14 protein-coding genes are annotated in these 21,137 nt (G+C 73.7%); 8 read left to right on the top strand and 6 right to left on the bottom strand.

Features of this window, described 5'->3' with window-relative positions; genetic code table 11:
* The 7 genes from CAP_RS23470 to CAP_RS45380 all read left to right on the top strand — a co-directional run.
* A partial coding sequence (locus tag CAP_RS23470) for a chemotaxis protein CheW (RefSeq protein ID WP_044244874.1) occupies positions 1–348 on the top strand: 348 nt, incomplete at its 5' end.
* Positions 345–776: a chemotaxis protein CheW gene (locus tag CAP_RS23475; protein ID WP_044244876.1), complete on the top strand. Its 432-nt coding sequence runs from the start codon at positions 345–347 to the stop codon at positions 774–776. The genes CAP_RS23470 and CAP_RS23475, both read left to right, overlap by 4 nt.
* Positions 773–3,514, top strand: a complete 2,742-nt coding sequence (locus CAP_RS23480) for a methyl-accepting chemotaxis protein (protein WP_063748742.1) — start codon at positions 773–775, stop codon at positions 3,512–3,514. The genes CAP_RS23475 and CAP_RS23480 overlap by 4 nt, the downstream gene beginning before the upstream one ends.
* On the top strand, positions 3,511–5,541 hold the full coding sequence (locus CAP_RS23485) for a HEAT repeat domain-containing protein (protein WP_052375726.1): 2,031 nt from the start codon (positions 3,511–3,513) through the stop codon (positions 5,539–5,541). Before CAP_RS23480 ends, CAP_RS23485 begins: the two co-directional genes overlap by 4 nt.
* 1 nt (position 5,542) lies before the next feature.
* Entirely contained in the window at positions 5,543–6,370 is an 828-nt protein-coding gene (locus CAP_RS23490) for a CheR family methyltransferase (RefSeq protein WP_044244878.1), read from the top strand.
* Complete coding sequence (gene cheB, locus CAP_RS23495) at positions 6,367–7,545, top strand: chemotaxis-specific protein-glutamate methyltransferase CheB (protein ID WP_156041078.1); 1,179 nt, start codon at positions 6,367–6,369, stop codon at positions 7,543–7,545. The genes CAP_RS23490 and cheB overlap by 4 nt, the downstream gene beginning before the upstream one ends.
* A 73-nt stretch (positions 7,546–7,618) precedes the next feature.
* Positions 7,619–9,427 carry a hybrid sensor histidine kinase/response regulator gene (locus tag CAP_RS45380; protein WP_052375728.1) on the top strand — a complete coding sequence of 603 codons (1,809 nt, stop codon included), beginning with the start codon at positions 7,619–7,621 and terminating at the stop codon, positions 9,425–9,427.
* 665 nt (positions 9,428–10,092) lie between these two features.
* Here CAP_RS45380 and CAP_RS23505 read toward each other — a convergent pair.
* The 5 genes from CAP_RS23505 to dapA all read right to left on the bottom strand — a co-directional run bounded on the left by CAP_RS23505 (position 10,093) and on the right by dapA (position 17,768).
* The gene (locus CAP_RS23505) at positions 10,093–10,797 is read right to left on the bottom strand and encodes a hypothetical protein (protein WP_044244880.1); all 705 of its coding nucleotides are present in this window, start codon (positions 10,795–10,797) and stop codon (positions 10,093–10,095) included.
* A gap of 254 nt (positions 10,798–11,051) precedes the next feature.
* Positions 11,052–13,151: a glycine--tRNA ligase subunit beta gene (glyS, locus tag CAP_RS23510; RefSeq protein ID WP_044244882.1), complete on the bottom strand. Its 2,100-nt coding sequence runs from the start codon at positions 13,149–13,151 to the stop codon at positions 11,052–11,054.
* 12 nt (positions 13,152–13,163) lie between these two features.
* Entirely contained in the window at positions 13,164–15,881 is a 2,718-nt protein-coding gene (locus CAP_RS45385) for a serine/threonine-protein kinase (RefSeq protein WP_052375730.1), read from the bottom strand.
* 163 nt (positions 15,882–16,044) lie between these two features.
* Entirely contained in the window at positions 16,045–16,845 is an 801-nt protein-coding gene (gene dapB, locus CAP_RS23520) for a 4-hydroxy-tetrahydrodipicolinate reductase (protein WP_231511641.1), read from the bottom strand.
* A complete protein-coding gene (gene dapA / locus CAP_RS23525; protein WP_044244883.1) occupies positions 16,842–17,768 on the bottom strand; it encodes a 4-hydroxy-tetrahydrodipicolinate synthase in 927 nt (308 codons plus the stop codon). The genes dapB and dapA overlap by 4 nt, the downstream gene beginning before the upstream one ends.
* Before the next feature lie 530 nt (positions 17,769–18,298).
* Between dapA and CAP_RS23530 the strand changes: the two genes are divergently transcribed.
* A complete protein-coding gene (locus tag CAP_RS23530) occupies positions 18,299–18,481 on the top strand; it encodes a hypothetical protein (RefSeq protein WP_231511642.1) in 183 nt (60 codons plus the stop codon).
* Positions 18,482–18,866: 385 nt separating this feature from the next.
* Here CAP_RS23530 and CAP_RS45390 read toward each other — a convergent pair whose 3' ends face one another.
* Complete coding sequence (locus CAP_RS45390; protein ID WP_081865186.1) at positions 18,867–21,107, bottom strand: serine/threonine-protein kinase; 2,241 nt, start codon at positions 21,105–21,107, stop codon at positions 18,867–18,869.
* Positions 21,108–21,137 lie beyond the last annotated feature (30 nt).

Genomic DNA, 21,137 nt, shown 5'->3' on the forward strand with positions numbered 1-21,137 from the left:
GCGCTGCCGGCGCTGCCCGCGTCAGCGGCGCCCCCTGCCGCGCAGGGGCCAACCGAGCCGCCCGCGTCGCCCGAGCCGCCTGCGTCGCCCGAGCCACCTGCGCCGCCTGCGTCGCGCAAGGCGCTCATCGTGCGCCGCGGCGGCGAGGCCACGGCGCTCCTCGTCGACCGCCTCCTCGGCCACCGCGAGGCGGTGATCCGGCCCCTGACCGACCCGCTCGTGCAGGTCGTCGGCGTCTCTGGCGCCACCGACCTCGGCGACGGCAAGCCGACCCTGGTGCTCGACCTCATCGCCCTCGTGGGCGCCGTGAGCGGGCAGCGCACCGCGCTGCGCCCGGAGGGTGGATGAACGCGTTGCATGTGGTGTTCAAGGTGGGCGACGGTGACTACGCCTTGCCCGCGGACGAGGTGCTCCAGCTCGAGTCCTTCGAGGGAGCGACCCACGTCCCGGGCGCGCCGCCCTACGTGACGGGCATCGTCCAGAGCCGCGGCCGGGTCGTGCCCGTCGTGGACCTCCGCGTCCGCTTCCAGCTCCCGCCCGCCCCGCGCACCCTCGACACCCGCATCATCCTGGTCACCGTCGACGGCCGGGTGGTGGGGCTGCTCGTCGACAGCGCGCGCGAGGTGGTCACCCTGCCGGCCACCGAGGTCGCGCCGCCGCCGCGCCTCGTCGCCGAGCGCTCGGATGGCTTCGTCCGCGCCGTCGCCCGCACCGCGGGCCGACTGCTCATGCTCATCGACACCCGGAACGTGATCGGAGGGGTACCGCTGCCATGAACGTGCTTGGGAATGGGGGACTCACGGCTGGCCTCGCGGCCGCCCAGGAGCGCGCCGCGCGCGCGCTCGCCACCCTGCGCAAGACGGCGGCTTCGGCCCGGTCCGTCGCCGAGGCCACGGGCCGCGTCGAGGTGGCCCTCGACGAGCAGGCCACGACCACGGGCACGGCGAGGACCACCCTCGACGGGCTGAACGAGACCCTCGACCACACCGTCAAGCGCGCCCAGGACCTCGCCCGCGCGCAGCAGGTGATCGCCGACGTCGGCCGCGAGGTCGAGCAGTCGCTCTCCAGCACCGCCGCCTCGCTCCAGGAGGTCTCGGGCTCCATCGGCGGCGTCAAGAAGGACACCGCCGCGCTCGCCTCGCTTGCCGACGCGAACGCCACCACCCTCGAACAGTTGGCGCGCTCCATCAAGGGCGTCGCCGCCGACGCCGAGGACCTCGCCGCCGCGAGCGAGGAGCTGCTCGCCTCGGTGACCCAGACCGCCGCCTCCCTCGACTCCATGACCCGCCAGGGGCAGTCGAGCTCCGCGGCCATCGAGGAGACCGCCACCACCATCGAGCAGATGGCCCGCGGCGTGACCCGCCTCTCCACCGACGCGGGCGCCGTCTCCGAGCAGATCACCCGGATGTCCACCTTCCTCTCCGGCATGAACGCGGGGATGGCGGACGCCGCGAAGAGCTCCGCGGGCATGCTGACCGCGGTGGAGGAGACCGCGAGCACCGTCGAGCAGCTCGCGCGCTCCATCGGCGCCGTCGCCGAGCACGCGCGCGCCCTGGAGGGGATCGCCTCGTCGAACGCGGTCACCGTCGACGAGCTGGCCGCCTCCGTCGAGGAGGTCGCGGCGACGGCCGAGAAGAACGCCGCCGTCATCGACGCCAACGCCTCGGCGATCGAGGAGCTGGCGCGCTCCGCGCAGGTGGTCGCCGGCAGCGTCGAGCAGATCCACACGCTCGCCGCGAACAGCGCCTCGGCCTCGGCCCAGCTCGACGGGAGCGTGCAGCGCATCGCCGAACTCGCGGGCGGCGCCCGCGAGGCCGCCGATCGGGTGGGCCAGGGCGCGCGCGAGGGCGGCGCCACCGTGTCCCGCTCCATCGGCGGCTTCGGCAAGGTGCGCCAGTCCATCCTCGACGCCGCGGGGGTCATGAAGGAGATGGGCCGCCGCGCCGAGGAGATCGGCGACATCGTCCAGACCATCAACCTCATCGCCGACCGCACCAACCTGCTCTCGCTGAACGCGAGCATCGAGGCCGCGCGCGCCGGCGAGCATGGCCGCGGCTTCGCGGTGGTGGCCGAGGAGATCCGGGTCCTCGCCGACCGCGCCGCCGCCGCGAGCGCCGACGTCGCCAAGATCGTGCGCGGCCTGCAGAGCACGGCGCGCGAGGCGAGCGTGGCCACGGGCGAGGGCGTGCGCGCCGCCGACCAGGGCGCCGAGCTCGCGGGCGAAGCCGAGCGCGCGCTCGACGGCATCCTCCGGGGCATCAACGACGTGGTGGGCGCGGTGCGCGAGGTCTCCCAGGCGAGCGCGGAGCAGGCGCAGGCGAGCCGCACCCTCGCCGAGAGCACCGCCAAGCTCAGCGCCGAGGGGCGGGTCATCGCCAAGGCCGCGGGCGAGCAGGCGCAGTCCGTCAAGGCGCTCGCCAGGAGCGCCACCGAGATGCGTCAGATGGCGAAGCAGACCGTGCAGGCGACGTCCGACCAGGCGCGGGCCCTGCGCGATACGGCGCGCGGCAACACCCAGCTCACCCAGAGCGCCGAGCAGGTCGCGCGCGGCTCTCAGGAGCAGGCCACCGCCGCCGCCCAGCTCACCAGGACCGCCGCGCAGATGCGCGATCTCGCCCAGCGGACCACGGCGATGATGACCGAGCAGAGCCGCGCCGTCGCCGCGTCGAACAACGCAGCCCAGGAGGTCGCCAGCGCCACCGCGCGCACCGTCACCGGCCTGAACGAGCAGGCCAAGGGCGCCACCGAGGTCGCCCGCGCCATGAGCGACGCCCGCCAGCAGGCCCAGGGCACCGCGCGCGCCGTCGCCGAGCAGTCGCGCAGCACCCGCCAGGTGGAGGCCGCCGCGCGGCAGCTCGCCAAGCTCGCCACCTCGCTCACCAAGGCCAGCAGCGAGCAGGAGAAAGCCGCCGTCGACCTCGCGAAGAGCGGCGACGAGGTGCGCCTCATCGCCCGCCAGACCGCGCGGGCCGTGGACGAGCAGACCGACGCGATGCGCCAGGCAGCGCAGGCCACCACGCGGCAGGTGAGCGGCCTCGGAGCCGTCACCGGCACGATGCGCGAGCAGCTCACCACGAGCGAGGAGCTGGCCCGCGCCCTGGAGGCCATGAAGGCCAGCGCCCGCGAGGGCGCGGCGTCCCTCGGCAAGCAGGCGCGTCGCGCGGCCGACAGCGCCGCCGACGTCCGCAGCCTGGCCCGGCAGTCAGCGGAGATCGGCGACGCCGTCGCCGCGCAGACGGCGTCCCTCGCCGACCTCGTCGCCGCGGCCGGAGGTCCGGTCGGCTCCCCGGAGCCGCTCCTCAGCCCCTCGCCTGGCGGCCAGCCCCCCCCGGGCCGCGCGTCTCGCGCCCTGGAGGAGACGCTCGACGGCCGGCCCCCCTACGCCCTGCGCGACACTCGAGAAGTACGCGACACTCGCGACGCTCGCGACGCTCGCGATCCGACGCAGCCCGCGGTCGACACGGCGCACGCGGCGCCCGGGGATTCGCGTGAGGGGCGTGAGGAGGAACCGTGAGCGCGACCCGCCCCGACACGTCCCTGTCGACCGCCGAACGTGACCGCGTCGCCGAGGTGCAGCGCCTGGAGGGCACCGGCGCCGAGGGCGTGCCGGAGCTTCTGCGCACGCTCGACGATCCGAGCTGGAGCGTGCGGCGCAACGTCGTCGCAGCCCTGGCCCGCCTCGGCGACGTCGCGATCCCCACCCTCTTCAAGGAACTCTGCGAGAACCGCGCGAGCGAGGCCAAGATCGCCGCCTGCGTCGACGCCCTCGCCGCCTCCACGGGCGACGCCGACACCCCTCTCATCGACCTCCTCGCCCGCACCGAGCAGCCCGCGCTCGCCTGCGACGCCGCCCAGGTGCTCGGCCGGCGCCGCAGCGAGCGCGCCCTCGCGTCCCTCGCCGCGCGCGTGCTCGATTCCGACGACAACGTCGCCATCGCCGCCATCGAGGCGCTCGGCCGCATCGGCGGCCCGGTCTCGGTCGAGCCGCTCATCGCCGCCATGAACACCGGCAACTTCTTCCGGGTCTTCCCGGCCATGGACGTCCTCGGCCGCACCGGCGATCCCCGCGCGGTCGGCGCGCTCGTCGCCCTGCTCGACGAGCCCCTCTACCGCCAGGAAGCCGCCCGCGCGCTCGGCCGCACCGGCGATCCGGCGGCGCTCCCGCCCCTCGTCAACCTCCTCAGCCGCTCCGGCGACACCCTGCTGCGCGTGGCGGCCTCGGCCCTCGTCGAGCTGCATGACCGCGCCCTCGCGGCCGAGGAGCCCGGGGCTCAGGGCAGCGACCCCGAGTGGGGGCGCGCGCTCGCCGAGGTGGTGCCCTCGAGCCTCACCCCCCTGCGGAGCCGCCCCTCCATCGCCCGCCGCCTGGCGCAGTGCCTCACCGGCGCCGACGCGGCCGGGCAGGCCGCCCTCTGCCGGGTGCTCGCCTGGATCGGCGGCGAGCCGGCGATCGCGGTGCTCGTCGAGCTGCTCGACGCCGAGCCCCTCGCCGCGCAGGCCGCAGCTCAGGCCCTGCGCGACATGGGCCCCGAGGCCGAGCCCCTGCTCGGCGCCGAGCTGCGCGACAGCGGCTCTGCCCGGCGCGCGCGCATCCTGCCGCTCATCGGCCCCGGCGCCGTGCTCGTCGCCGAGGTGCTCTCCGCCCTCGACGACCCCGAGACGCGCGTCCGCGCCCTCGCCTGCGACGCCCTCGGCCGCGTCGGCGATCCCTCCGCCGTGCCCGCGCTCTTCGGGCGCCTCGACGACGAGGACCCCTACGTGATCCACGCCGCGACCGGCGCGATCCAGGCCCTCGGCGGCCCCGAGGCCGAGGCCCTCGCCCTCACCGCCGCGCGCTCCCCCTCGTGGATGGTGCGCCGCGCCGCCCTGCAGGTCCTCGGCCACCTCGGCAGCACCGCCGGCCTCGACATCCTCCTCGACGCCACCTCCGACCCCGACGACCGCATCCGCGAGGCCGCGGTGCAGGGCCTGCCGCAGAGCCACGACCCGCGCGCCGTCGCGGAGCTGCTCACCCTCACCCGCCACGCCGCCTCACGCACCCGCGCCGCGGCGATGCGCGCCCTCGGCCGGATCCAGCGCGAGCCGAGCACGGTCGAGGCCCTCGGGCGCGGCGTCGCCGACGCCGACCCCTGGGTCCGCTACTACGCCTGCCAGTCCCTCGGGCGCCTGCAGGAGCAGGGCGCGGCGGAGATCCTGGCGACCCTCGTCCACGACGAGGCGGGTCAGGTGCGCCTCGCCGCCGTCGAGGCCCTCTCCAAGCTCGACACCCCGCGGGCGCGCGACGCGCTGCTCGCCGCCTCGCGCGCCGAGGACCCCGAGCTGCAGCGCGCCGCGGTGCTGGGCCTCGGCGCGACGCGGCGCCCCGAAGCCCTTCCCACCCTGCTCGAAGCGAGCCGTTCCGAGGACCCCACGACCCGCCTCATCGCCCTTTCGGCCCTGCCCGAGTTCCAGGCCCCCGAGGTAGACCAGGCCATCACCCGGCTGACCGGAGACCCCGATCCCGACGTGCGCCGGCTCGCTGAGCGCACCCAGCGCCGCTGACATGTCCGCCCTGCGGCTGTCGCCGCACGTCGCCACCCTCCTCTGCCGCTTCGTCGAGGAGCACACCGGCATCCACTACGGCGAGGAGATCCTCGACCTGTTCGTGGAGAAGCTCTCCCGGCGCCTCGCGCTCTCGGGCCACGAGTCGGCGCTCGATTACTACTACTTCCTCCGCTACGACCCCGGCGGCCGCGTCGAGCTCGACGCCCTCATCGACACCCTCGTCGTCGGCGAGACCTACCTCTTCCGGGAGGTGGACCAGCTCGAGGTCCTCTGCGATCAGATCCTCGCGCCCGCCGTGGCGCGCGGCGAGCGCCCGCGGGTCTGGTCCGCCGCCTGCGCCACGGGCGAGGAGCCGCTCACCCTCGCCATGCTCCTCGACCGGCGCGGGCTCACCGGCAGGGTGGACCTCGTCGCCAGCGACATCAGCAACGCCGCGCTCGACCGCGCCCGCCGCGGCGACCTGTCCCGCCGCGCGGTGCGCTCGACCTTCCCCGAGACCTACCGTCACTGGCTGCGCACCGATACCAGCGGCGCGACGCACGCGCGCCCGGAGCTCGTGGACACCATCACCTTCCGCCGCGTCAACCTCGCCGAGCCCGCCGAGGTGAAGGCACTCGGCGCCTTCGACGCGGTCATCTGCCGCAACGTGCTCATCTACTTCAGCGACGCGACCACCCGGAGCGTGGTCACGTCGCTGCACGACGCGCTGGTACCCGGAGGCTTCTTGCTCGTCGGCGCGTCCGAGTCGCTCCTGCGGCTCGGGACGATGCTCACCTGCGAGGAGCGCGGCGGGGTGTTCTTCTACAGGAAAGAGGTGGGGTCATGACCACGAAGAAACCGACGGACACGCCGAGCGATCCGGGCACGCCGCGCGCTCCGGGCACGCCGCGCGCTCCGGGCACGCCGAGCGATCCGGGCACGCCGCGCACGCCGCGCACGCCGCGCGCCTTGCGGGAGGGGCTCGCGAGCGCCGCGCGGCTGCGCGTCCTCGTCGTCGACGACTCGGCCTTCGTGCGCAAGGTGCTGCGCGAGGTGCTCGGCGCGAGCGCCGACATCGAGGTGGTGGGCGTCGCGCGCGACGGCCTAGAGGCGCTCGAGCAGGTCGCCGCCCTCCACCCCGACGTGATCACCCTCGACCTCGTCATGCCGAACCTCGACGGCTTCGGCGTGCTCGCCAACCTCCCCGACGAGCGGCGGCCGCGGGTGGTGGTGGTGAGCACCCACGAGGCGCAGAGCATCCTCGGCCTCGCCGCCCTCGAAGCCGGCGCGGTCGACGTGGTGCAGAAGCCCACCGCGCTCGCGACCGACCAGCTCTACGAGCTCGGCGCCGAACTGGTCGCCAAGGTGCGCGCCGCAGGCCAGGCCCGCGCGCCCGAGCCGCTCACCGCGCCCTCGCGCACCTCGGCGCCGCTTATGCACGCGCCGGTCGCCGTGCGCGGGATGCAGCTCGTGGTCATCGGCACCTCCACGGGCGGCCCGCAGGCGCTCTCTCGCCTGCTCGCCGAGCTGCCGGGCGACCTGCCGGTGCCCGTCGCCATCGCCCTGCACATCCCGGTGGGCTACACCGCCGACCTCGCGCGCCGCCTCAACGACCGCAGCCGCCTCGACGTGGTCGAGGCCTCGAACGGGCTCGCGCTCCGGCCTGGTCTGGTCGTGCTCGCGCGCGCCGGCGTGCACCTCTACATCGATCGCACGACCGAGGGCTTCCAGGCGCGCCTCGATGCCCTGCCGATCTCGACCCACCGTCCGTCCGTGGACGTGCTCTTCCGCTCTGCCGTCGAGGCTGCCGGCGCGAAGACACTCGGCGTGGTGCTCACCGGCATGGGCAACGATGGAGCGGATGGAGCAAGCGGAATTCACGCTGCAGGCGGCACTGTTCTGACGGAGTCAGAAACGTCCTGTGTGGTATACGGGATGCCTCGATGTGTGGTCGAAGCGGGGGCTTCGACCACAAGCTGTGGCATTGAAAGCATGGCCGAAGAGATCCTACGTTGGCTCTGAGTCGGCCGTGCATGGGGTGCCAGGAGCGCGCGCTCGACGTTCCCATGATGCAGCGGAGAAGGGTTCGTTCATCGTGACAAGGCCTCGCGCCGCCAGCGCCCTCATCGTCGACGACTCCCCCTCCACGCGCCGGGCGCTCGCCGCGATCTTGAAGCGCGATGGCCTGATCATCCACGAGGCGGCCAACGGACTGGAGGCGCTGCAGGGCATGGCGCTGCGCCCCGACGTGGTGATCCTCGACGTGGAGCTGCCGGACATGCGCGGACCGGAGGTGTGTCGGCGGATCAAGGAGAACCCCGCCACCGCGCACACCCCGGTGCTCGAGGTCTCCGCCGCGCACGTCACCCCCCTCGATCAGATCCGCGGCCTCAACGAGGGCGCCGACGCCTACCTGCTCCTGCCCGTGGACCCCGGGGTGCTCACCGCCACCGTGCGCTGCCTGCTCCGGATGCGCGCCACGCTCGATCGCATGGACCGGCTCCACGCGCTCACCGCCGCCCTCGCCAGCGCCGCGACCACCACCGACGTGGCGCGGGTGCTGCTCACCCACGCAATGCTCGCGACGGGCGCCGACAGCGGCGCCGTGGCGCTCACCGCCAGCACCGCCAGCAGCAGCACGACATTCGAGGTGATCCTCGAAGAGGGCCCCCGACGCGGCTGGCTCACCCCCTCCACCCCGGCGGATCCCTCGGTGCGCAAGTCGTCGCCCCCGGCTCTCCCGCTCACCATCTGCGCCTGGACCGGCGAGGCGATCTGGATCGAGTCCGCCGAGGCCTACGCCGCCGCCTACCCGCACCTCGCGCACACCCTCGCGGGCAGCAGCGCGAGCAACAGCGCGAGCAACAGCGCGAGCAACAGCGCGAGCAACAGCGCGAGCAACAGCGCGAGCAACAGCGCGCGGGACGTCAGCCTCGACGACGCGCGGGACAGCGCGCGTGAAGGCGGGGTCGAGGCGCTCGGCGCGCTCCCGCTCATGGTCGAGGGGCACGCGGTGGGCGCGCTCGGTCTCGTGTTCCCCACACCCCGCACGTTCTCCGAGCCCGAGCGGGTCTTCCTCTCGACGCTCGCGCAGCACGGCGCCCAGGCGCTGGAGCGCGCGCGCCTCTTCCAGGCAGAGCGCGAGGCCCGCGAGCGCGCCGAGCTGGCCACGGAGCAGGAGCGCCGGAGCGCCCGCGCCCGCGAGGACATCATCGCCGTCGTCTCGCACGACCTCCGGAACCCGCTGCACCTCGTGGCCATGGGCGGCCAGATCATCCAGACCCAGGCCCCCCCGGGCCCCCAGGGCGAGATGATCCGCAAGCACGCCGAGCGCATCCTCCGCGCCGCCGAGCGGATGAATGGTCTGATCCGCGACCTGCTCGACGCCGCGAGCATCGAGGCCGGCGCGTTCCGGGTGGACCTCGGCGCGCAGCCCGTGGCCGCGCTGATCGCCGACGCCTTCGAGGCGGTGGCGCCCCTCGCCAGGGCCAAGTCGATCGAGCTGCAGCGCGACGCCGACCCCCTCGTCGCCGAGTGCGACCGCGACCGGGTGCTGCAGGCCATCGTCAACCTGCTCACCAACGCCGTGAAGTTCACGCCGGAGCGCGGGCGCATCCGCCTGGCGGCCGAGGGGCGCGACGGCGGCGTGGTCTTCTCGGTGGTCGACACCGGCCCCGGCATCGCCGCCGATCAGGTGACGAAGCTCTTCGACCGCTACGAGCGCCAGAGCCGCGCCACCGGCGGCGGCACCGGCCTCGGCCTGTACATCGCCAAGGCGATCGTGGAAGCGCACAGCGGCCGGATCTGGGTGGAGAGCATCCCCGGCGCCGGCGCGACCTTCTCCTTCTTCCTCCCCCACGCCCACCGCACCATCAGCACCCCCGCAGGCGCCGGCCAGCACTGAAGAGCCGAAGTGGCCACACCCCGGAGATGACGGTGGCTGACGGAGGTGGGCGGTCCCACAGGGGAGGGGCCATCCGCTCCGAAGGCGTCGCCGGGCCACTGTGCCTCGGGTCAGTCACCTGAGCCGCGCGCCTCGGGCCACTGTGCCTCGGGTCAGCCGCCCGAGCCGCACGCCTCGGGCCCCTGTGCCTCGGGTCAGTCGCCTGAGCCGCGCGCCTCGGGCCACTGTGCCTCGGGTCAGTCGCTTGAGCCGCGCGCCTCGGGCCCCTGTGCCTCGGGTCAGTCGCTTGAGCCGCGCGCCTCGGGCCCCTGTGCCTCGGGTCAGTCGCCTGAGCCGCGCGCCTCGGGCCCCTGTGCCTCGGGTCAGTCACCTGAGCCGCGCGCCTCGGGCCCCTGTGCCTCGGGTCAGTCGCCCGAACCGCACTCCCCGAGCGATTTGCCTGACCCACGGCCGCAGAAAACGAGGGGCGCAGGACGGTGGGGCGGAAGTGGGTAGGGGGCGCAGCAGCGCGCAACGAGGCGGGGCACGCCACGGAGGGCTCAACCTCGCGGGGATGGCGGTCAGGCAAGGGTGGGAGCACCCGGAGCGCGCGGGCTGCGGGTGCTGGCGTGCGGAGGTGGAGGCTGGCGCGCGGAGGTGGGAGAGCGGTCAGGTGTCGGTCGCGATCACGGCACCTTGGGAGGCTCCGGCGCCTGAGGCACAGGCGCGGGCTTCGCGATGGGACGCTTGCGGGGGCGGTTCGGGATGACCCCGTGGATGTCGCTCTCGCTGAATCCCTCGGCCTTGTAGCGGCGCTTCAGATTGGAAAGCTCGATGCCAGCATTGCGCGCGATCGCCAGGCGCACGCGGTCGAGCTGCTCGACCTGGAGCTGGGCGGCGTTCGCAGACTCCACGGTCCCGGCCAGCTCCAGCGCGGAAGCCCGCACCTCGTCGGCCGCGGTCGCGGCGCGCGCCGCGGGGAGCTGGGGATGGATGCCGGCGGTGAGCAGCTTGGCCAGCATGAGCATGCGGTTCGGCTGGGTGGCGACGTCCCCCTCGACGTAATAGCCAATGCCACCCGGGAAGAGCAGCGAGAGCGCCGGGTCGTTGCCGGGACGACCGACGGCGTTCCAGATCTCGTCGGCGACGCGGCCGACCGTGGTGCTCGCGCGCTCCGCCGCGACGTCGCGCGCCGCGATCAGGGGCTGCGCCGTCTCGCGCGCGGTCTCCAGCTCGGTCTCGACGTCGGCGTGGTGGGTGAGCACCGACACGAGGGTCTGGTCGGCGAGCGCTTGCCACACACCTCCCCGCGCTACGGCATTGGCACGCGCCACGCGCGCATCCGCGACGATGGCCTGACTCGAAGCATTCTTACGGATGGTCCGTCCCATGATGGTCTTCTCCTCGGTACCCTGGTGATCCTGGGTCGTTGACAAAGGGGGGCCACCCCGCGACGCATGTCGTGAGAGCACCCCTCGGGTTCGGATGAACCAGCTTGCTTCGTAAGCACGGCCCTGAAGCGTTCAAGGGCACCCCGGCGGAAACGTGGAAGACCACCGGAGATAGGTGGGAGGAGCCACTACCTCTCAGGCCCCGGCACTCGCGATGCATGGGCCCCGTGGCCGGTCGGCGCTTCAGGCAGGCTTCAGGAGGGCTTCGCGGTGTCGCCGAGGAGGTCGAGGCGGGCGAGGCTGGAGCAGGTCTCGGCGATGGCGCGCATCAGGCGGAGGCGGTTCTCGCGGAGCGGGATGTCGTCGGTGTTGACGTACACGTCGACGAAGTACTGGTGGAGCTTCGGCGCGAACTCGGCGATGGCGGCGAAGGCGTCGGCATAGGCGCCGGCGCGCTGGGCCTCGGTGAGGCGGTCGCGCAGGGCGAGGTAGCCGTCGTGCACGGTGATCTCGGTGGGGTGGATGCCCTCGCCGGCGGGGCGGACGGGGTCGCCGCTCGGCGCCTTGTCGGCGATGTTCGTGGCGCGCTTGAAGACCTCGCCGACGCGGGCGCGGGTCTCGGCGTCGAGCGCGGCGATGGCGGCGGCGCGGACGCGCACGTCGAGGGGCCTGTCGGCGGCGACGGCGAGGCAGGCGCTCACGGCGTCGGCGGGGAGGCGGTCTCCGAGCAGGCCGCGGAGGCGCTCGGCGAAGAAGTCGCCGAGGCGGGTGACCAGCTCGTCGCGGTGCAGGTCGAGCTGGATGCCGTCGTAGGTGTGGTAGGAGGCGCGGAAAGCGTCGGAGAGGCGCACATCGAGGCCCTGGTCGAGCAGGGTGCGGAGCACGCCGATGCAGGCGCGGCGGAGGCCGTAGGGGTCGGCGGCGCCCGTCGGGGTGATGCCGAGGGCGAAGCAGCCGCTGAGGGTGTCGAGGCGGTCGGCGATGGAGACCAGCGCAGCCTCGGGCGCGGCCGGGGTGGGGTCGGCGGCGCCGCGGGGCTGGTAGTGGTCGCGGATGACGTCGGCGACGGCCGGATCCACGCCCTGCGCCAGGGCGTAGGCGCGGCCCATCTCGCCCTGCAGCTCGGGGAACTCGCCGACCATGAGGGAGACGAGGTCGCACTTGGCGAGGTGCGCGCCAGCGGCGGCGGTGGCGCGGACGGGGTCGGGGAACTCGGCGAGCCGGGCGAGCTCCTTGACGAGGAGCTCGATGCGCTCGGCCTTGGCGAGCACCGAGCCGAGGCGCTTCTGGAAGACGATGCCGGCGAGCTTGTTGCGGCGCTCGGCGAGCGGGATCTTGAGGTCCTCGGTGTAGAAGAAGCGGGCGTCGGCGAGGCGGGAGCGCATCGCCCGGTCGCCGCCGCGGCGGATGTTCTCGGGGGCCTCGGCGGTGTTCACCACCGTGAGGTAGCGGGGCAGGAGCGCGCCCCCGCCCTTCTGGCGGACGCAGAAGTAGCGCTGGTGGCCGCGGGCGACCTCCAGGATGACCCGCTCGGGCAGGTCGAGGTACGCGTCGCTGAAGCCGCCGACGACGATGTGCGGCTCCTCGACGAGCGAGAGGTTCTCGCCGACGAGGAACTCGTCCTCGATGAGGTCCCCGCCGGCCTCGGCGGCCGCGGCGAGGAGGCGCTCGCGCATGACGGCGGCGCGCTCCTCGGCGTCGACGAGGACGTGGGCCGCGCGGAGGGCCGGGACGTAGGCCGCAGGTGAGGCGATGGGGAACTCGCCCGGAGCGAGGAAGCGGTGGCCGCGCGTCAGGCGGCCCGCGGTGAGGCCGGCGAGGGAGACGGGGATGACCTCGTCGCCGTGGAGCGCGAGGAGCCACTGGATGGGGCGGCCGAAGGCAATGTCGCCCGTTCCCCAGCGCATCGACTTGCGGAAGGGGATGGCGGTGATGAGGCCCGCGAGCATCTCCGGCAGAAGCTCCTTCGCGGCCCTGCCCGTCTCGCGGCGGGTGCCAGCAACGTACTCGCCGCCCTTGGGCCCCTCGACCCTGCGGAGCGCGTCGACGGGGACGCCGAGCTTCTGGGCGAAGGCCTCGGCCGCGCGGGTGGGGGCGCCGTCCTTGTAGGCTGCCTTGACGGGGGGACCCGTGACCTCCTCTTCGAGGTCAGGCTGGCGGACGGAGAGCCCGTCGACGATCAGCGTGAGGCGGCGCGGGGTACCGAGAGCGCGCACGGCGCCGTGCGTGAGCCGGAGATCGGCGAGGCGCTTCGTGGCGAGGTCGGGGAGGGCGCGGAGGGCGGCGTCGACAAAGGAGGCAGGCAGCTCCTCGACGCCGATTTCGAGCAGCAGATCGCTCGCGTCGGTCGGCATGGCGCGCGGACGCTAGCGCTTTCCAGCTACCCGCGCGAGGATCTTCTTGAACGCGGTGTCCTGTCCACCCTTCGGCGCATCGGCGTAGCCGAACAGGGACGCGGCGCCGGACCGGGCGATGCACTGCACGTCGGCGGCGAAGTCCTTCTCGGCGCTGGCGAGCGCGGGGTCGTCGGGGCCACTCCCGGCAGCGGCTGCCGCTGCGGCAGCGCCGAGCGCGTCGAGCGTGGCGTCGAGGGGAGGACAGGGCGCCGGGGGCGCGGGGAGCTTCGTCGCCGGAGGCCCCGCGCAGCAGCGGGCGCGCATGACGGCGAAGGAGGCGAGCTCGTACCAGCCGAGCAACGCCCACTCGCGCATGCCGTCCGACACGGCGCTGCCCTGGGCGCCGAGGACGACCAGCTTCTTGAGCTGCGCGGCGCCGCGGCGGGGGTCGGTCTCCTCGCAGACGAAGCCGAACTCCGGGGGGCGCGCGGCGCTGAAGGTGGCCGCGGGGAAGAGCGGCACCATGCAGGCGTCGAGGTCGGCGGGGGCGGCGGAAGGCGCGGGCGATGCGGGTGATGCGGGCGATGCAGAAGAACCCGCAGGCGCGGCAGCGGAGGCGGCAGCGCTGGGCTCCAGAGCGCCGGGCGGCGCGGCGGAAGGCGCGGCGGAGGTGCCGGGTGAGGGGGGGAGGTCCGCCGCGGTGGGGGCGCCCGCAGGCTCGGGCGCGGCGGAGGGCGCGGCGGAGGGCGCGGTGGAGGCCGCGGTGAAGGCCGTGGAGGGCGCGGTGGGGGACGCGGCCGGGGGAGACTCCGGGGCGTTCATGCGGCTCCAGAGCCAGGCGGTGAGGCCTCCGCCCGCGAGCACGGCCGCCACGAAGACCACGGCGGCGAGGCCCTTGCGGTCCTTGGCCCGAGGGGGTGCGCCAGCGCCGCTGGACGGGACGAGCTGCACGGAGGAAGGCACGCTCGCCTCGCTGGGAGGCGTGGCGGAAGCCGGAGCCGACTCCGAGGGAGAGGGGGCGTCGCCGGCGGGCTTCGGCTTGGCCAAGCGAGGTCCGTCGAGCTTCTTCCAGGAGCCAGGGACGGCGAAGAGGTCGTTGTGGCCGACCTGAGACTCGTCTTCGAGGAGGCCCGGCAGATCGGGGAAGGCCTTGGGGGCCGCGGCGGCCTTGGCGGCGGCGTCGGACCTGGCGGCAACGTCGGGCTTGGCGGCAGCGTCGGGCTTGGCGGCGGCGTCGGGCTTGGCGGCGGCGTCGGGCTCGATGGACGGGCGCGAGGGCCTGGTGCGGACAGCCTTTGGAGGATCGTCCGACGCGGCCGGGAGGCGGCCCAGGGCGAGGTCCGCGGCGCGCCGGGAGATGACCTCGGTGACGACCTCTTCGGGAGGGAGGTCGTCGTCATCGTCGTCGTCGTCGTCGCGGGTGTCGACCTCGGGAGGGGTCGGTGAGCGCGGCGTCGGCGGGATCTCCTCGGCATGCGCAGGCGCAGGCGACGCAGCGGCAGCGCGTGATGCGGTGGAGGTCTGCGGCGACGCGCCGGTGGCTCCGCCGGCTGCCGGTGAAGAGGCGCCCTTGACGGCGACGTCCTTCGCGGCAGCGCCTTGTGCAGCGCCGGCCTTCGCGGCGGGCGCCGTGGCGGCTTTCGCGGTGGCAGCCTTCACGGCGGCGGCTTGCGCAGCAGCGGCCTTCGCGGCTGCGCTTGGGGCAGGCGTGGCGGGCGTGGCGGGCGTGGCAGGCGCAGCAGGGGTCGAGGTGCCCTTCGCCGCGGCATCCTTCGCCGCGGCTCCCTTCGCGGCGGCTCCCTTCGCGGCGGCTCCCTTCGCGGCGGCCCCCTTCGCGGCAGCATCCGCAGCCAGTGGGGTTGCGCCCTTCACTGCGGGCGGCGCGGGCGTCTTGATGGAGGCCGGTGAAGACGCGGCAGCCCCCATGCCCAGGCTGGCCAGGGCGAAGAGCTTCGACGGCGACGCGACGTTGCTGCGGGTGGAGGTCGGTGGGGCGGCGGTCTCGACGCCAGGCTCGGAGGGCGTGGGGGCGCGGACGCCACCGGGGCGAGAGCGAGGAGGGCCGCGGCGCGAGCTGGCGGGGCCCACAGAGGCAGCCTGGATGAGGTCTTCGAGGAGCGGGCTGATGTCGCCGCGGATGCGCGTCACCGCCTCCTGATCACCCTCGCTGTCGTCATCGTCGTCGTCATCGTCGTCGCGCTGCGGGCGCTCTTCGAGGGGCGGGATCTTCGAGAAGCGGGTGGAGGGGCGCCAGGTCTCCAGAGCACTGCGCAGGGCCGCAGCGTCGGTGGTGCGCGCGTCGGGGTCGCGGGCGAGGGCGCTGTCGAGGATGTCCTGGAGGGCCTGGTCACCGACGTCGAAGTCGGCGAGGGGCGCGAGGACCGCCTCGTCGATGCTGCGGCGGATGTCGGACTCGTCCCCGCCGATGAAGGGCTGGGTGCCGGTGAGGGCTTCGTAGAGGGTGACGGCGATGGCCCAGGTGTCGTCGTGCGCCGAGATGCCCTCGCCCGCGGCGCGCTCGGGGGAGTGGTAGGCGAGGAGGTAGGGGGCCTTGCGGGCGTCGACCAGCTCGCCACGGGAGGTGGCGTTCGGGCCGCTGAGGAGCATGCAGCGCGGAGAGACGTGGCCATGCACCTTGCCGGCCGCGTGCATGCGCTCGATGCTCTTGGCGAGGCGGATGGCCCAGGCGACGGCGTCCACGTCCTGCAACGCCCCTTCGCGCGCAATCCGGGATGCCAGCGTCTCCATACGGGCACGTCAGACTAGTGCGCTCCGCGGGCGCTGACTACTTTCGCGCGCGCCAGGAGGGGTCGGGAGGGCTTCCGGCGTGGAAAACCCGGGGCTGTCGACGGAAGACAGGGGACCGGCGCCGGGAGAGAGGCGGTCTGACGCGGTGCGTACGACGTCGTGGTCAGATCACGTCGGCCATGGTGTAGCGGCCGGGAGGTCGGCCGTGGAGGGCACGGGCTGCACGGAGGGCGCCGCGCGCGAAGAGGTCGCGGTTCGTGGCGCGGTGGGTGAGCTCGATGCGCTCGCCAGGGCCGAGCAGGTGCACGGTGTGGTCGCCGATGACGTCGCCGCCGCGGACGGCGAAGATGCCGATCTCGTCGGAGGCGCGGGGGCCAGCATTGCCCTCGCGTCCATGCACGGGGCGGAGGTTTTCGGCGTCGGCGCGGGCCACGCGGACGGCGTCGGCAAGGCGGATGGCGGTGCCGCTCGGGGCGTCGACCTTGGCGCGGTGATGGGTCTCGACGATCTCGACGTCGAGGTCGGGGCCGAGGAGGCGCGTGGCCTCGGCGGCAAGCCTGGCGAGGACGTGGATGCCGAGGCTGGTGTTGGGCGCCCAGAGGACGGGGACGTGGCGGGCCGCGTCGTCGATCTGGCGGTCCGCTGCGGGGTCGAGGCCCGTGGTGCCACTGACGACAGCGACGCGGGCGCGCGCCGCGAGCTGGAGGAGGCGCGAGAAGGCCTTGGGGCGCGAGAAGTCGATGACGATGTCGGCGCCGAGGAGGCCCGAGGAGGTGTCTTCACCGAAGGCGACGCCGAGGTGTCCAGCGCCCGCGACCTCGCCCGCGTCACGGCCCGCGAGCGGTGAGCCCGGCGAGACGACGGCGCCAACGATCTGGAAGCCCGCAGCCGCGGCGAGGCGGATCACGCTCTGCCCCATGCGGCCCGCGGCGCCATGGACGGCGAGGCGGAGGGGCTCGCTCACGAGGCGGAGCTTCCCGTGGAACTTCCGGGCGGGGCGACGCCGAGGCGTTCGAGGGCCTGAGCCGTCTTGGCCTGGGTCTCAGCACTCGCCGGGACGAGGGGGAGGCGCACGGCGTGGTTCATGCGGCCGAGCCAGGCGAGGGCCGCCTTGGCCGGGGCAGGGTTGGGTTCGAGGAACATGGAGGCATGGACGTCGAGGAGGGCGAGGTGACGGGCGCGGGCAGCCGCAAACTCGCCCGCCGCGACGAGGCGGGGGACGTCGCTGACCTCGCGGGGGAGGACGTTGGAGGTGACGCTGATGACGCCGCGGGCCCCCGAGGCCATCATGGGGAGGGTGAGGGCGTCGTCGCCGCAGAGGATGGCGAGGCGATCCCCGAGGCGGCGGACGAGTTCCTGGCAGCGGAGGACGTTGCCGGTGGCGTCCTTGAGGCCGACGACATTGGGTGCCGCGGCGCAGATCTGCTCGGTGGTGTCGGCGGTGAGGTCGACGACAGTGCGGCTGGGGACGTTGTAGAGGACGATGGGCGCCGGGATGGCCCTGGCGACGGCGAGGACATGCTCGCGCAGGCCATCCTGGGAGGGCTTGCTGTAGTAGGGCATGACCAGCATGACGCCATCGGCGCCCGCAGAGAGCGCGGCGCGCGAGGCGGCGATGGTCTTGCGGGTGGAGAAGGAGCCGGTGCCCGCGAGGACGGGGACACGCCCGGAAGCCACGGCGACGACGCGGCGGATGACGGTCGCCGCTTCGTCCTCGCTGAGGGTGGGCGCCTCGCCGGTGGTGCCGCACGGGACGAGGACGTCAACGCCACCGGCGATCTGGGCCTCGACGAGCGCGTCGAGCGCGTCGAGGTCGAGGGCCTCGCCGTCGGGCGTGAAGGGGGTGACGAGAGCCGTGAACGTGCCGGCAAGGTGGAGCTCGGGCATGGCGGCCGGACGATGCGCGACCCGCCCTGGGTCGTCAAGGAATCGGCAGATCCAGGGGCGACTCTCCAGCCCCTCCATGCAGGGGGAGGACTGGCACGCAGAGCAGTTCGTGGCGATGTTCGGGAGGTCGCAGGAAGGGCCCTGTTCTTCCAGGGGACCTCCTCCTGTTCGTCATCGGGTTTCTCCTCTGTGACGTCCCTCGTCCGCCGGGAGCGCGCGCTCCTCGGGACACGGGGGAGGTCGGCAGGCGCGCGCGGGGCAGGGCAGGCTGCGCTCGTTCACAAGGCACATTTTCCTGCAGAAACCCGGGTCCACGCGGCCGCATCCGAGGATCCAGCAGGCGCGCCCGACGGGTGCGGGGCGAGGCGCCGCCGGGGGCGCCCGTCATGGCAGCAGACATGGATGCCTCGAGCACGATCCTCCGGGTGGGGGTTGCACATCGTCGAGGCGAAACACACGTTGATCTCATGCAGACACTACGAGAAACGGAACTCCTGGGGTTTGTGCAGCTGGAGCTTGGCTCGCTCTCCGTGCGAGTCCCGGTCCGGTCTGCGAAGGCCGAGACAGAACAACCACTCGCCTCCTTCGAGTCGGAGGGCGACGCCTGCGCCATCGTGGTGCGCGGAGACACCTCCTCGCAGGACGTCAACACCGCCATGAAGGAAGCCGTCGAGGTGGCCGCACGCCACTTCTCTCGCAAGCTCCTCAACTAGGTACTGCGTACCCTGGTTCAGGGACCTTCGGTCCCTACGCTCCCGATGGTCGCTACCCCCGTGACTTGGCTCGAATGCTGAGCCGAGGACCCGGGACGAACTGCTGGGGGACGGAGTACGAGTCACGGTGCATCCCTGCGGGGGCCCTTCACCCCTGCGTTCCCCGATGGTCACCACCCATGTGGCCAGCAGAGAGCGCAGCGCGAGGGACCTGAGGGTTGCGCAAGGCGGTAGGGGCACGAACCCCTGCGGAGCGTGCCAGATGACGACAGGCTGAAGGCCGGACGCTGGCAGGTGCCGGACGGAGAAGAGCCCGCGATCGACTCCAGGAGCAGACCTGAAGGCGATGCGGGCTCTCAACGTTCAGTCGACGTTCAGTCGACGTTCAGGGCGCCGGCGGGGGGAGATCGTCGCCCGGAGGGAGCGGGATCTCGATGGTCATGTCGTCGGTCTTCGCAGGCTTGCGCGGGCGCGGCTTGCCCGGCACGGGCGTGGGCGTCGCGGTCTGCGAGGGGAGCGGCGCGACGTTGGTCTTCATCGGATCCACGGCTTCGACCGTCGCCCCCGGAGAGGCCGTGCTGGTGGTCGTGGTCGTCGATGTGGCAGGAATCTCGGGGGTCGGCGCAGGCGTCGGATCGGGCGGGGTGTCGAGGGCCTGCGCGGGTTGACCGGTGCGCTCGGGAGGAGGGATGGGGGTCTCGGGCGGGGGCTGGGAGCTGATCACGGCCCACACCACGACACCGGTGAGCGCGATCAAGGCGAAGGCGAAGACGCGCACCATGCGCCGACGGCGGCCACCCCCGTCGAGCTCCGGAGGCGGGGAGATGGCCGCCATGCCGCTCACCGTGGACTGCATGTGCGGCGCGTCGACCGGCTGCGCGTGCGGCGCGGCCTGGGGCGGGGGCTGCGAGACGACGCGCGGCGCGGGAGGCGCAGGCGGCGGGTTGCTCGCAGGAGGGTTCGGGTGAGGAGGGAGGTCGCCCTGGAGGACCGGAGAGATGGGGCGGGCGTTCGGACGCGCAGGAGGCGGAGGCTCCTCGAAGGAGATCTCCTGGCTCTCGAAAGGGGCACGCGGGGGCGTGGACGGTGACACCGCAGGCGCGGGTGGGGGCGCGGGCGGAGGCGCGGAAATGTGCGCAGGCGATGCAGGAGGCGCAGGCGGCGGCTCGGCGGATGCCTGAGGTGGCGGAGGAGCCGGTGGCGCCGGGGCCGGCGGCAGTTCGGGTTCGAGTTCGAGGAGGTCGTCGGCCTCCGCGGTCGGCGCGGTCGGCGCGACCGGCGCGACCGGCGCGACCGGCAAGGGAGCCTTGGGATCCTTGAGGACTTCCTCGATGTCGGAGGCGTCGAGCTCGACGGTCCTGCGCGCACCACGCGTGGCCGGAGGAGGCGGCGCGGACGGCGCGGACGGCGCGACCGATCGGGTGGCTTCGGGGCTCGACTTCCGCGGGGGCGGCGGCGGCGGTTTGGAGGGGAGAGGGGTGCTCGCGCTGGAGAGATCGTCGGACGCGGAGGCTGGTCGGGGCGGGCGCGAGGGCTGGCCCGAAGATGCCGCCGTGTCGGGGATGGAGGAGAGCCTGGGAGCCGCAGGGATGCTCGGCGCCGAGAGGGGCTTCACGCGGCCCGAAGGCGGCGGGGCCGAGGGGCGCGTGCCCACGACGCTCGATGGGCGCGGCAAGGAGGCCGAAGGACGAGGGGCAGCCGGTGCGGTCGGCGCCGCGACGGTCGCTGGCTCCGCGGAGGCCGCGGCCGTGGCGTCGGTGACGCTCGGGGCCTCGGCAGTCAGGCCCGCGACGCGCGCGAGCGCCTCGGCGAGATCGCGCGCGCTCACGAAGCGGCCGGCGGGGTCGCGATCGCAGGCCTTGGCGAACCAGGTGTCGAAGGCGGCGGGGAGGCCCGCCTTGACCTTGGAGGGGACGGGGACCTCGCCGATGGAGATCTTGATGAGCAGGTCGCCGACGCCCTCGCTGTCGAAGGGCAGCTCGCCGGTGATGCACTCGTAGGCGATGACGCCGAGGGCCCAGAGGTCGGTGCGGAAGTCGACCTCGCCGATGCCCTTCACCTGCTCGGGGCTCATGTAGTGAGGCGTGCCGACCAGGGTACCGACGCTGGTCTTCTGCATCACCCGCTTGGGGTCGCTGACCTTGGCGACGCCGAAGTCGAGGACCTTGATGATCTCCTCGTCGTCGTTGGCGATGATGAAGAAGTTCTCGGGCTTGAGATCGCGGTGGACGATGCCCGCGGCGTGCGCGCGGGTGAGGGCGCGGGAGACGTGGGTGACGACGCGCGAGGTCTCCTGGAGCGAGAGGCGCTTGCGCTTGCGGAGGCGCTCGAAGAGGTCCTCGCCTTCGAGCATCTCCATGACGATGAAGGGCTGCTCGCCGTCGATGCCGTGATCGAGGATCTGGACGACGTGGGCGCTGCGGAGCTGCGCTGCTGCCGTGGCCTCGCGGCGGAAGCGCTCGCGGGCGTCTTCCTTCTTCGCGAGCTCGGGATCGATGAGCTTGACCGCGACCTGCGTGGAGAGGGCAAGGTGCTCCGCGACCCACACCGACGCCTGGGAGCCTTGGCCCAAGGGTCGGATGAGCCGGTAACGCTCGCTCAGTACCCTGCCTACTTCGAACGACATCCCGGAGGGTGGAGCCTACGTCGTCGGGCG

Origin of the sequence: Chondromyces apiculatus DSM 436 (genome assembly GCF_000601485.1) — a bacterium.
Lineage (GTDB): Bacteria > Myxococcota_A > Polyangia > Polyangiales > Polyangiaceae > Chondromyces > Chondromyces apiculatus.